The sequence below is a fragment of the Klebsiella sp. GFKo11 genome (assembly GCF_056490265.1).
Map to the genome: position 1 here is coordinate 4,869,385 of NZ_CM151369.1, position 12,727 is coordinate 4,882,111.

General features: G+C 52.8%; 11 protein-coding genes. 3 read left to right on the plus strand and 8 right to left on the minus strand.

Going from position 1 to position 12,727, the window contains the following annotated elements:
* Positions 1-29: 29 nt before the first annotated feature.
* Positions 30-488 carry an Lrp/AsnC family transcriptional regulator gene (locus AC07P6_RS23485; protein ID WP_110273733.1) on the minus strand — a complete coding sequence of 153 codons (459 nt, stop codon included), beginning with the start codon at positions 486-488 and terminating at the stop codon, positions 30-32.
* A gap of 115 nt (positions 489-603) precedes the next feature.
* Here AC07P6_RS23485 and AC07P6_RS23490 point away from each other — a divergent pair, with 115 nt between their 5' ends.
* Positions 604-1,656: a PLP-dependent cysteine synthase family protein gene (locus AC07P6_RS23490; protein ID WP_181483306.1), complete on the plus strand. Its 1,053-nt coding sequence runs from the start codon at positions 604-606 to the stop codon at positions 1,654-1,656.
* A 46-nt stretch (positions 1,657-1,702) separates the two neighbouring features.
* Here AC07P6_RS23490 and cof read toward each other — a convergent pair whose 3' ends face one another.
* On the minus strand, positions 1,703-2,521 hold the full coding sequence (gene cof, locus AC07P6_RS23495) for an HMP-PP phosphatase (protein ID WP_110273735.1): 819 nt from the start codon (positions 2,519-2,521) through the stop codon (positions 1,703-1,705).
* Between the two features lie 127 nt (positions 2,522-2,648).
* Here cof and AC07P6_RS23500 point away from each other — a divergent pair, with 127 nt between their 5' ends.
* Both AC07P6_RS23500 and queC read left to right on the plus strand, forming a co-directional pair.
* Positions 2,649-4,349: an SgrR family transcriptional regulator gene (locus tag AC07P6_RS23500; RefSeq protein WP_434659970.1), complete on the plus strand. Its 1,701-nt coding sequence runs from the start codon at positions 2,649-2,651 to the stop codon at positions 4,347-4,349.
* Positions 4,350-4,415: 66 nt separating this feature from the next.
* A complete protein-coding gene (queC, locus tag AC07P6_RS23505; protein ID WP_434659971.1) occupies positions 4,416-5,111 on the plus strand; it encodes a 7-cyano-7-deazaguanine synthase QueC in 696 nt (231 codons plus the stop codon).
* A gap of 118 nt (positions 5,112-5,229) precedes the next feature.
* Here the strand turns inward: queC and AC07P6_RS23510 are convergent, their stop codons facing one another.
* The 6 genes from AC07P6_RS23510 to clpX all read right to left on the minus strand — a co-directional run bounded on the left by AC07P6_RS23510 (position 5,230) and on the right by clpX (position 12,643).
* Complete coding sequence (locus tag AC07P6_RS23510) at positions 5,230-5,631, minus strand: YbgC/FadM family acyl-CoA thioesterase (RefSeq protein WP_434659972.1); 402 nt, start codon at positions 5,629-5,631, stop codon at positions 5,230-5,232.
* Between the two features lie 109 nt (positions 5,632-5,740).
* On the minus strand, positions 5,741-6,112 hold the full coding sequence (locus AC07P6_RS23515) for a helix-hairpin-helix domain-containing protein (RefSeq protein ID WP_434659973.1): 372 nt from the start codon (positions 6,110-6,112) through the stop codon (positions 5,741-5,743).
* Positions 6,113-6,260: 148 nt separating this feature from the next.
* Positions 6,261-8,135 (minus strand): peptidylprolyl isomerase, encoded by a 1,875-nt coding sequence (ppiD, locus tag AC07P6_RS23520; RefSeq protein WP_478314840.1) that lies wholly within the window; start codon positions 8,133-8,135, stop codon positions 6,261-6,263.
* A gap of 213 nt (positions 8,136-8,348) precedes the next feature.
* On the minus strand, positions 8,349-8,621 hold the full coding sequence (gene hupB, locus AC07P6_RS23525; protein WP_002444653.1) for a nucleoid-associated protein HU-beta: 273 nt from the start codon (positions 8,619-8,621) through the stop codon (positions 8,349-8,351).
* Between the two features lie 208 nt (positions 8,622-8,829).
* Positions 8,830-11,184: an endopeptidase La gene (gene lon / locus AC07P6_RS23530; protein WP_478314841.1), complete on the minus strand. Its 2,355-nt coding sequence runs from the start codon at positions 11,182-11,184 to the stop codon at positions 8,830-8,832.
* Positions 11,185-11,368: 184 nt separating this feature from the next.
* Positions 11,369-12,643, minus strand: coding sequence for an ATP-dependent protease ATP-binding subunit ClpX (gene clpX, locus AC07P6_RS23535; RefSeq protein WP_182236746.1), 1,275 nt, complete (start codon positions 12,641-12,643; stop codon positions 11,369-11,371).
* Positions 12,644-12,727: the final 84 nt, after the last annotated feature.

The window sequence follows — 12,727 nt, forward strand, 5'->3', positions numbered from 1 at the left end:
GAGTATGTAATTCGTAGCGGCGGATGCCGTTAATCAATAGGCAAGGCTGTGGTGTATTTTATCTGTTCCATGGCGAAACTCGAAGTGACATCCGACAGGCCCGGCACGCTGTTAACCAGACGTTTATAAAAATTGTCATAGTTTTTCATGTCAGCGACCTGAACCCGCAGCAGATAGTCATATTCCCCCGCCATACGCCAGAAGCCGAGGACCTCCGCCATTTGCGTGACCTCGCTGACAAAACGGCAGTACCAGTCGCTACTGTGGTGCTGAGTCTTAATCAGCACAAACGCCGTCAGGCCAAGTCCAACCTTTTCAGCATCCAGCAGAGCGACTCGCCCGCGGAGAATACCTTCGTCTTCCAGACGTTTCAGGCGTTTCCAGCAGGGCGTGGTGGTCAGATTAACGGCATCAGCCAACGCCTGCAAAGAGAGGGTACAGTCGGTTTGTAGTAGAGAAAGCAGCTTGCGGTCAATTTTATCTAACATTATGCGCCTCAGGAGAAAATTTTACTCCTTTTATTGTAATTGAAAGGCTAAATGGCAACAATTTTTCCTTCGATTTCCGTTAAGCTGGGCACAAAATGACAAACAGGAAATCAAGATGAACAGCGCCTGGATAAAACACGCGATTAGTGAAATTAATGCCGATTATCAGCGTTCCGCCGACACGCACCTTATTCGTCTGGCGCTGCCGGGATTCACCGGGATTCAAATCTACCTTAAAGATGAGAGCACTCACCCAACCGGTAGCCTGAAGCATCGTCTGGCGCGTTCGCTGTTTCTCTATGGGTTGTGCAACGGCTGGATTAAAGAAGGGACGACGATTATTGAGTCCTCTTCGGGTTCGACTGCCGTTTCGGAAGCCTACTTCGCTCGACTGCTGGGTCTGCCGTTTATTGCCGTTATGCCCTCATGCACCGCAAAGCGCAAAATTGAGCAAATTGAGTTCTACGGCGGTCGCTGCCACTTTGTCGATAGCGCCTGCGAAATCTATGCCGCGTCCGAAACGTTGGCTCGCGAGCTGAACGGTCATTATATGGATCAGTTTACCTTTGCCGAGCGCGCCACCGACTGGCGGGGCAACAATAATATCGCCGACAGCATCTTCCGCCAGATGACCCATGAACCACACCCGCAGCCATCATATATCGTGATGAGCGCGGGTACCGGCGGTACCTCAGCCACTATTGGCCGCTATATTCGCAGCCAGGGTTACGATACCAGGCTGATGGTGGTTGACCCGCAAAACTCCGTATTCATGGATTACTGGCAAAGCCGCGATGCCAGCCTGCGCAGCCCGGTCGGTAGCAAAATTGAAGGTATTGGTCGCCCGCGCGTCGAACCTTCATTTATTCCCGATGTGGTCGACGAGATGCTGCGCGTGCCGGATGCAGCCAGCGTCGCCACCGCACTGTGGCTGGAAACGCTGCTCGGGCGTAAGGTTGGAGCGTCAACCGGCACCAATATGTGGGGCGTACTGCAACTGGCCGTACGTATGCGCGAAGAAGGCCGCACTGGCTCCATCGTCACGTTACTGTGCGACAGCGGCGAACGCTACCTGGAAAGCTATTACAACCCACAGTGGGTAGCAGCCAATATCGGCGATATCGCCCCTTGGCAGGCAAAAATCGCCGAAATGCTCCACGTAAAATAAAAAAAGCCAGATATCACAAGATATCTGGCTCGCTGGTAGGGTCTCTCTATTCGGGGGAATAAGGAAGATCAGGATTATCCAGCCAATGCGTCAAAAAGTGGGAGACCGCCTGATGGCGGCAGTCGCCAATAATCGGTAGGTGAGGTAACTGTGCTTTGAGTTGAGCCATGGCATTGCCCATAATCACGCCGCGCCCGACGCTGCCAAGCATTTCCCGGTCGTTCATAGCATCACCAAACGCCATGCAGTCCTGCAACGTCAGGCCGAGATGCTGGCTCAGCACCGCCAGCGCAGAACCTTTGTTACATCCCGTCGGCAGCACTTCCAGGCAATCCATCGCTGAAAAGCACAAATGCGCGCTAGCCCCCAGCGCCTCGTTCAGTTGGATCCGCAACCGACGCAGATCGTCATGATCGCCACAGAAGCAGATCTTGGTTACCTGATGCGCTGGCATGCGTTTCGGATCGCGAAGCTGATAATGGAAGCCGCTATAGACATGCGCCTTCAGCATTTCAGGTATTTCGCGCCCGGTAAACCAGCCATTGTCATTAAAGATATGCATGCTGGCCGTCGTTTCCCAGGCACTATGCAATACCTCTTCCGCCACTTCAGGGGCGAGATCGCGACGATGCAGCTCTTCTCCCTCCAGAGAGTGAATGCGCGTTCCGTTACCAGTGATGAGAAAGGCATCAAGCGAGAACTCGCCAATAACATGGCGCATTTCCAGCGCATGGCGACCGGTAGCAAACGTCAGAGTGATATCACGATCGCGCAGGCGTTTGAGCGTCGAAAGCGTTTTGTCTCCCAGACGATGGTCCGGCATCAGTAACGTACCGTCCATATCAAATGCAGCCAGTCTTGCCATATTCTCTTCCCCGAAGCGTGGTGGATTTTGCTTGTGTTGCAGTATTGCCTGAGATATACGGAAGTAATAGTGAATAGATGAATTTTATTGTTCCGGGTTTTTAGATAAACATCAGGATAAAGCGAAGATGAGGCTATTAAACCGTCTGAATCAGTACCAGCGCCTCTGGCAACCCTCCCAAGGCGAGCCGCAGCAGGTCACCGTTGGCGAACTGGCGGAACGCTGTTTTTGTAGCGAGCGCCATATTCGTACGCTGCTACGCCAGGCACAGGAGGCTGGCTGGTTAAGCTGGCAGGCCAGCTCTGGTCGCGGAAAACGCGGGCAACTCCAGTTTTATAAAGCGCCGGAGACGCTACGCAATGAGATGATGGAGCAGGCGTTAAATAAAGGGCAGCAGCAGAATGCACTTGAGCTGGCCCAGCTTGCACCAGTGGAACTCAAAGCGCTGCTCTATCCTTTTCTTGGGGGGCAATGGCAAAACAATACGCCCACGCTACGTATTCCTTACTATCGCCCGCTGGAACCTCTGCGCCCTGGTTTTTTACCCGGACGGGCTGAACAACATCTGGCCGGACAGATTTTTTCTGGCCTGACCCGATTTGATGCGCTAAGCACCGGTCCAATTGGAGATTTAGCGCACCATTGGGAAGTCTCGCCTGATGGCCTACGCTGGAATTTTTATATCCGTTCCACGCTATTCTGGCATAACGGCGATCCTGTTGAGACATCACAACTACGCCAGCAGCTACTCATGCTACTGGAACTCCCCGCGCTGCGAACGCTATTCGCCAGCATCAGCGAGATTAGCGTCACTCATGCCCAATGTCTGACAATCACCCTGCATCGGGCGGATTTTTGGCTACCGTTTCGCCTGGCGAGTTACTGTAGCGTATTGGCGCATCCGGACAATCCGGCCATTGGTAGCGGACCCTTCCGCCTGAAGTTATTTAGCCCGGAGCTTGTACGACTAGAAAATCATCCGCGTTATCACCTTAGCCATCCTTTGATTCAGGCCGTTGAGTTTTGGATCACTCCGCAGTTATTTGAGCGGGATCTGGGCACCAGCTGCCGTCATCCGGTGCAGATAACGATTGGCGACCCCGATGAGTTGGCCAATTTACGGCAGGTCAGCAATAGTATTAGCCTCGGTTTTTGCTATCTGACTCTGCGTCAGAGCCATCGCCTAAGCAAAGCGCAAGCTCAGCGGCTGGTGTCGTTAATTCATCATTCAACGCTACTGGAAACCCTCCCCCTGGACGAAGATCTGATCGCTCCCAGCAATGAGGTGCTGCCCGGCTGGTCTATTCCGCAAGGGCCGGAAAATCTTGATGTATCACTGCCAGAGAAACTCATCCTGCTCTATCACCTTCCCGTAGAACTACACGCCATGGCAGAGCAGCTCAGGCAACGACTGGCGACATTAGGCTGCGAGTTAACAATTATTTTTCACGATGCTAAAAACTGGGATGGCTGCCAGCAGTTTGCGAAAGCGGACCTGATGATGGGCGATCGTCTGATAGGCGAAGCGCCTGAGTACACGCTGGAACAGTGGTTACGCTGCGATGCACTGTGGCCTAATTTGTTGACCGGGGCACAATATGCCCACTTACAGGCCACTCTCGATGCCGTGCAGGCGCTACCGGACGAACGCAGCCGCAACGAAGCGTTGCGCAATGTGTTTAACAACCTGATGGATGACGCCATCATGACGCCGCTATTTAATTATAATTATCGTATTAGCGCTCCGCCGGGCGTCAACGGCCTGCGTCTGAACGCTCGTGGCTGGTTTGATTTTGCCAGCGCCTGGCTCCCGGCATCAACGCCGTGACAGAGCTGGTCGCCGCGCTCATCAGGCGCTACCATATCCCCTTTACATTGATAGTCAGGAATTACCATGAAACGCGCCGTAGTTGTCTTCAGTGGAGGACAGGATTCAACGACCTGCCTGGTGCAGGCTCTGCAACAGTATGATGAAGTGCATTGCGTCACGTTTGATTATGGCCAACGCCATCGCGCCGAGATTGATGTCGCTCGTGAGCTGGCGATGAAACTGGGGGCGGTCGCTCACAAAGTGCTTGATGTCACCCTGCTTAACGAACTGGCGATCAGTAGCTTAACTCGCGATAGCATCCCGGTGCCGGATTATGAACCGGATGCCAACGGTATTCCCAATACCTTCGTGCCCGGACGCAACATTCTGTTTTTAACTCTGACGGCGATTTACGCATATCAGGTTAAGGCGGAAGCGATTATTACCGGCGTTTGCGAGACCGATTTTTCGGGCTACCCGGACTGCCGCGATGAGTTTGTAAAAGCGCTGCACCACGCGGTTAGCCTGGGAATGGCAAAGGAGATCCGCTTTGAGACGCCGCTGATGTGGCTGAATAAAGCCGAGACCTGGGCCCTGGCCGATTATTGGGGTCAGTTAGATCTGGTGCGCCAGGAAACCCTGACCTGCTATAACGGCATTAAAGGCGACGGCTGCGGACAATGCGCCGCCTGTCATCTTCGCGCTAACGGGTTGAATCAATATCAGGCTGATAAGCTGGGTATTATGGCGGTGATGAAGCGCAAAACAGGGCTGAAGTAATCAGCTATTTCCCCGGAGGCGGCGCTCGACGCGCCTTGTCCGGGCTACCGGCCTGCTGGCGACTGTGAACCCGTAGCCCGGTTAGCGCAGCGCCACCGGGAAGAAAGCGGAAGCTATATTAGCGTAAATTCATTTGATCGAGCTTTTCACGTAGTTCACCTTCAAGCGGCAGCGCTTTCTGCGTTTTTAAATCAATGCAGACAAAGGTGATGAGCGCATCAGCGACCACTTCTCCATTAGGGTTCAGGGTCACGACCTGGCTTAACGTCCCGCTTTTCCCATTCAACTGCTCCAGCTTGCTGGTAACGGTAAGAACATCACCCAATACCGCCGGGCGGCGATAGTTGATATTGATGTTCACCACCACAAAGGCGATGTTGTGCCCGGTCATCCAGTGAAAGGCAGCGCTATTTTCCAGCCCATCCCAGCGCGCCTCTTCGAGAAACTCCAGATAACGTGCATTATTCACATGCTGGTAAACATCCAGATGATAGCCACGAACTTTGATTTGTGTCTGCATAGCGCAAATGCCTTACTTGAATTGTTATTTTGAGGTCAGAGGTCACACCACTTGTGCGACCTCTTCAGTCTGGCAAATATTTACGACTGTGCAAACTTCAACTGAAAATTTATAGCTTCAGATGAGACAGATTTCTCTCCACCAGCGAGTTGCCCATCCCCGGAACCTGTTTAAGATCGTCAACGGTTTTAAACGGTCCGTATTCCTCGCGATAGCTCACAATAGCCTGCGCTTTCTTTAGGCCAACGCCATTCAAAGCCTGGGCGAGTTCTTCTGCACTGGCGTTATTAATACTAACCCTGGTTCCTTCACTATCAGCCGCGTTTATCGCATCAGGCGATTTCGCCTGCGGCGCTTGCACACTCTCCTTACTCGTCGCCGCCGACGCTTTACCACTCGAAGGTGCAGCTAACACTACCTGCCCCCCCGCCGCGCAAACCAGTACGGCGGCGGCAATAAGCGTTCTCATTCCTCGTTTCATGCTGTTATCTCCTTGTTTGTTGACAGCAAGGGCACGATAGCGAGTGGAGAAAAAGAGTACAAAAGGCAAAATGCAGAAATGGAAAAGGCCGCGAAAGCGGCCTTTGAGAATTACATCACGTTACTTGCTTTTGCGAAGCTACGCGAAATTATTGCTGCTGATCGATGATGTCACCGAGCTTAATTTTCGCTGCTTTACGCAAGTTACTCATCAGCGCTTCGAAAGCGATTTGAGCGTTATTCTGGGTGATCCCCTGAACCATCGCTTTTTTCTGCTCTTCCGGCATCGTGCCTGCTTTCACTTCGTCCAGCGCCAGCAGTACGACGTTGCCTTGCATATCAGAACTCACACCGTAGCTCGGTTTGCCCGACTGCGGCAACGGCAGTGCAAATACTGCCTGGCTCAGCGCTTCCTGACCGGTGCGGGACAGCGTCTGCGGAGCGCCGAAGCTCAGGCCAGCGGCTTTCATCGCCTCATCGCCTTTGCCCTCTTTAAGCGCCACCAGAAGCTTGTCGGCGTCCAGTTTAGCCTGCTGCTCCGCCTTGCTGTGCTTAACGATATCGCTGACCTGCGCTTTCACATCCGCCAGCGGTTTCACCGCTTCTGGTTTATGCTCGCTAACGCGCAGAACAAATGCACGATCGCCATCAACGGTGATGATGTCGGAGTTACTACCAGGAGTACCGCTTTCACCAACCAAACCACCGTTGAAGATAGCGTCAGAAACCGGTTTGAAGTTCAGCTCTTGCGGAAGGTTGTCACGACCAAACCAGCCGGTTTCAACGACTTTCAGTCCGGCAACCTGTGCGGCACCTGCCAAAGACTCGTTATCGTTGCTCGCCGCATCGCTCACTTTCTGCTGTAGCGCGTAGTAAGCGTCCAGTGCTTTATCCTGTTTCACCTTCGCCGCGATATCAGCGCGCACGTCAGCCAGCGGTTTAACCTGTGCTGCCTGAACGTCATCAAGGCGCGCCACCAGGAAACCCACGGAAGATTTAATTACGCCAGACAGCTGACCTTTGTCTTTCAGGCCCGCATCTTTCAGCTCAGGCACGGTCGCTGCATCTTCCAGCCACCCCATATCGCCGCCGTTACGAGCAGAGATGATATCGGTGGACTTTTCTTTCGCCAGGGTGGCGAAATCAGCCCCCTTCTTCAGCTCATCAAGCACCGCCTGAGCATCCGCTTCAGTCTTGGTCTGAATGATGCTGTAGCGGTTACGCTGCGGCTGAGTGAACTGATCCTGATGCTGGTCATACCATGACTGAATTTCTTCGTCAGAGACGTTTTCCTGCATGCTCGCGGCATCCATCTGGATGTAGCTTACGCGGAACTGTTCCGGCGACATAAAACGCGCCTGATTCTGCTGATAGTAAGCGTTGATTTCGTCGTCGGTTACGGACTGCTTCGCCGCCAGCGCGTTCACGTCGATGGTTGCTTCACGCACCACGCGCTGTTGGGAAACCAGTGCCGCCAGCTGATCGGACTCGCCCGGCAGCATAAAGTCGGTACCCGCTACAGCGGTAATCAGCTGCTGCGTGGTCAACTGATTACGCAGCGCTTGCGCATACTGGTCCGTCGTCATACCCATCTGATTAACGATACGGCTAAAGCGCTCGTTATCAAATTTGCCATCAGCCTGGAAAGCCTGGGTCTGGAAGATGGCCTGCTTAACCTGGTCGTCACTGACATTAAGACCGAGTTCACGGGCATACTGGTCAAGCAGCGCCTCGTCAATCAGACGATTCAGCACCTGCTGGCGCATGGTCTTCATGTAATTTTCATTGGCCGCCAGTTCAGAGAACTGATCGCCAAGCTGCTGCTGCATGCGATTACGCTCGCTGGCAACGGCATTTTCAAATTGGGCGCGACCAATCTCCTGGTCATTAATTTTCGCGGCATAGTTGTTACCACCGCCAATCAGGTAACCACTCACCCCGGTCAAAATGAACGAGACAATAATGATACCGAAAATAATCTTGAGCACGACGCTATTGGCGGCCGTGCGTAGGTTGTCCATCATGGTGTAACAACGCTCCGCTGTAGATGACTTTTGCTCGCGCAGCATAGCATGTGATGGCTACTGCGCGTGAGGACGTATTTTGACAAGAAAACAGGGTGATTGTCAGCCCACAAGTGCGTATAAACTCACATTAAGTCGCATTCTGGCAAATAAAAAAGGCACATCTCACGATGCGCCCTTGTACTTCGTCACAGACCCCAGTGGGGAAGTCGATCAGTTTACCGCGTCTTTCAGCGCTTTACCTGCACGGAAACCCGGTACTTTAGCAGCGGCGATGGTGATTTCTTTACCTGTTTGCGGATTGCGGCCAGTACGGGCGGCGCGCTCTTTAACAGCAAAAGTACCAAACCCTACCAGCGCAACGTCATCCCCAGCCTGCAGAGATTCAGTAACAGAAGCGATTAAAGCATCTAACGCACGTCCAGCTGCGGCTTTAGAAATGTCCGCACCGGCAGCAATTTTGTCAATCAGTTGAGATTTATTCACTGTTCTCTTCCTCTCTTTATAATTTATATCGCACCAGAATCCTTCGTGGTGCGACCGCGCAGCAGTTATATCAGGACTGTCATGCCCTTACAACAGCGTTGTAAATGACCCCCCTGCCAGCGATCTAAGTTAGCGATACAAAAAAAGGCTGGCAAGTGCGAATTTACTTACCAGCCCTATTTTTCTTAGCGCTATTTGCGCAAAGTCACTATTTTGCCGTGACGACTTCCATGCCGAACGGTTCGTTCTGCAGCGCAAGTGCCAGAACTTCCTCGATTCGTTTCACCGGATGGATATCTAAATCGGCAATAACGTTATCTGGAATTTCTTCAAGGTCACGTTTATTTTCATCAGGAATCAGAACAGTCTTAATACCGCCGCGATGTGCAGCCAGCAGTTTTTCCTTCAGACCACCAATTGGCAGCACCAGACCGCGCAGGGTAATTTCCCCGGTCATTGCCACATCGGCACGCACCGGATTCCCCGTCAGACAGGAAACCAGCGCGGTACACATCGCAATACCGGCGCTTGGACCATCTTTCGGCGTTGCCCCTTCCGGTACGTGAACGTGGATATCGCGTTTTTCGTAAAAATCTGAGTTAATTCCCAGCTTATCCGCACGCGAACGCACCACGGTCAACGCTGCCTGGATGGATTCCTGCATGACTTCACCGAGCGATCCGGTATAGGTCAATTTGCCTTTACCTGGGACGCAGGCGGTTTCAATAGTCAGCAGATCGCCACCCACTTCCGTCCACGCCAGGCCGGTCACCTGACCGACACGGTTTTCGTTATCCGCACGGCCATAGTCATAGCGCTGTACGCCAAGGAAATCATGCAGGTTGTCGCCGTTAATCTCGATGTGTTTCAGCGTCTTATCCAGCAACAGCTGTTTAACCGCCTTACGGCACAGTTTAGAGATTTCACGTTCCAGACCACGCACGCCCGCTTCACGGGTGTAATAACGAATGATGCCAACAATAGCGCTATCATCAACCGTCAGTTCGCCTTTCTTCAGCGCGTTACGCTCAATCTGTTTCGACAACAGGTGACGTTTAGCGATGTTCAGCTTTTCATCTTCGGTATAGCCGGAGAGACGAATGACTTCCATACGGTCCAGCAGCGGTGCCGGAATGTTCATGGAGTTAGAGGTCGCAACAAACATCACGTCGCTGAGATCGTAATCCACTTCCAGATAGTGGTCGTTAAAGGCCACGTTCTGTTCCGGATCCAGGACTTCCAGCAATGCCGAGGCCGGATCGCCGCGCATATCGGAGGACATTTTGTCAATCTCATCGAGCAAGAACAGAGGGTTTTTAACGCCCACTTTCGCCATCTTCTGGATAAGCTTGCCCGGCATAGAGCCAATGTAGGTACGACGGTGACCACGGATTTCCGCTTCATCACGCACGCCGCCCAGCGCCATACGCACGTATTTACGTCCGGTTGCTTTGGCGATGGATTGGCCCAGAGAGGTTTTACCCACCCCCGGCGGCCCAACCAGGCACAGGATCGGCCCTTTGAGTTTGTTTACGCGGCTTTGCACTGCGAGGTACTCAAGAATACGATCCTTCACGCGCTCCAGACCGTAGTGGTCGGTGTCGAGGATCTCCTGCGCCTGACGCAGATCTTTTTTGACCTTGCTGCGGGTGTTCCACGGCACCTGCACCATCCAGTCGATGTAGCCACGAACGACGGTCGCTTCCGCCGACATCGGGGACATCATCTTCAGTTTTTGCAGTTCCGCTTCGGTTTTTTCTTTTGCCTCTTTCGGCATTTTCGCCGCGTCGATCTTACGCTTCAGCGCTTCGTTTTCGTCCGGGGCGTCGTCCATCTCGCCGAGCTCTTTTTGAATGGCTTTCATTTGCTCATTCAGGTAGTACTCGCGCTGAGATTTCTCCATCTGCTTTTTCACGCGGTTGCGAATACGCTTTTCAACCTGCAGCAGATCGATTTCTGACTCCATCATCGCCATCAGATATTCCAGACGTTCGTTAACGTCGGACATCTCCAGCACGGACTGTTTGTCCGCCAGCTTCAGCGGCATATGCGCAGCGATGGTATCCGCCAGGCGTGCCGGATCGTCGATGCTATTGAGCGACGTCAGCACTTCTGGTGGGATTTTTTTGTTCAGCTTGATGTAGCCTTCGAACTGGCTGATAGCGGTGCGAACCAGTACTTCCTGCTCGCGCTCGTCAATCGCCGGCGATTCAAGATATTCCGCTTTCGCCGAAAAATGCTCGCCGTTATCAGACAGTGCAGAAATACGCGCACGCTGCAAACCTTCGACCAGTACTTTTACCGTACCGTCCGGAAGCTTCAGCATTTGCAAAATAGACGCCACGGTCCCGACGGTGAAAAGATCGTTTACACCCGGCTCATCCGTCGACGCTTCTTTCTGCGCAACCAACATGATTTTTTTATCATGGTCCATGGCCGCTTCGAGACAACGGATAGATTTTTCCCGCCCTACAAACAGGGGTATGACCATGTGCGGATAAACCACCACATCGCGCAACGGCAATACGGGGATTTCAATGCGTTCAGAACGCTCAGGATTCATAGAGCTCTCTCTTAGTTTAAAGTCCGCCAGGTAGCCGACGACGCAATTCAACGACGCGTCGCCGTTAATATGTAAACCAGTATATGGGGATGTATTCCACACATTCAACGGCGGGAATGCAGGAAAAATAAAAGGGGAGATAAAATCCCCCCTTTTTGGTTAACTGCTTGAGCAAGTTGGCTAATTATTCACCAGATGCTTGTTGCGCTTCCGGTTTACCGTAAATCAGCAGCGGCTTGCTTTGCCCGTCGATGACTGATGCGTCGATAACCACTTTTTCGACATCTTCCATTGATGGAAGATCGTACATGGTATCAAGCAACGCAGCTTCGACGATGGAACGCAGGCCACGAGCACCGGTTTTACGCGCCATCGCTTTCTTAGCGATGGCGTCCAGCGCTTCTTCGCGGAACTCCAGTTCAGCCCCTTCCAGGTTGAACAACGCCTGATACTGCTTGGTCAGGGCGTTTTTCGGCTCTTTCAGGATCTGAATCAGCGCTTCTTCGCTCAGCTCTGTCAGCGTTGCCACCACCGGTAGACGACCGATGAATTCCGGAATCAGACCAAATTTGATCAGATCTTCCGGCTCAACCTGAGACAGCAGCTCGCCTTCGCTGGCTTTGTCGGATTTAGCCTTAACCGTCGCGCCGAAACCAATACCTGAACCGGTTTCTACGCGGTGGGAAATGACTTTATCCAGCCCGGCAAATGCGCCACCGCAGATAAACAGAATCTTGGAGGTATCAACCTGCAAGAACTCCTGCTGCGGATGCTTACGCCCGCCCTGCGGCGGTACGGCAGCAACGGTGCCTTCGATAAGCTTCAGCAGCGCCTGCTGCACGCCTTCGCCAGAAACATCGCGGGTAATCGACGGGTTATCCGATTTACGGGAAATCTTGTCGATCTCATCGATATAGACAATGCCGCGCTGCGCTTTCTGCACGTCATAATCACACTTCTGCAACAGCTTCTGAATGATGTTCTCAACGTCTTCACCCACATAACCAGCTTCGGTCAGGGTGGTCGCATCAGCCATGGTGAACGGAACATCCAACAGGCGCGCCAGCGTTTCCGCCAGCAGCGTTTTACCGGAACCGGTCGGCCCGATCAGCAGAATGTTACTTTTACCCAGTTCAACGCCATTGCTGGTATCGCCATTACGCAGACGTTTGTAGTGGTTGTATACCGCCACTGCCAACACTTTTTTCGCCGGTTCCTGGCCGATAACATAATCGTCAAGATGGTGGCGAATTTCGTGCGGAGTTGGCAGTGCACTGCGCTCGCGATGCGGCGCGACTTCTTTGATTTCTTCGCGAATGATGTCGTTACATAAATCAACGCATTCGTCGCAGATATACACGGATGGCCCGGCGATTAGCTTACGCACTTCATGCTGGCTTTTGCCGCAAAAAGAGCAGTACAACAGTTTGCCCGAACCATCTTTGCGTTTATCTGTCATGAGTCCAAACCTCTTATTAAGTTCTTTGTGCCGCACACGACGACGCAAATGCCATTCTCAGGCGCAAACCGCTCGCAAGCGTTG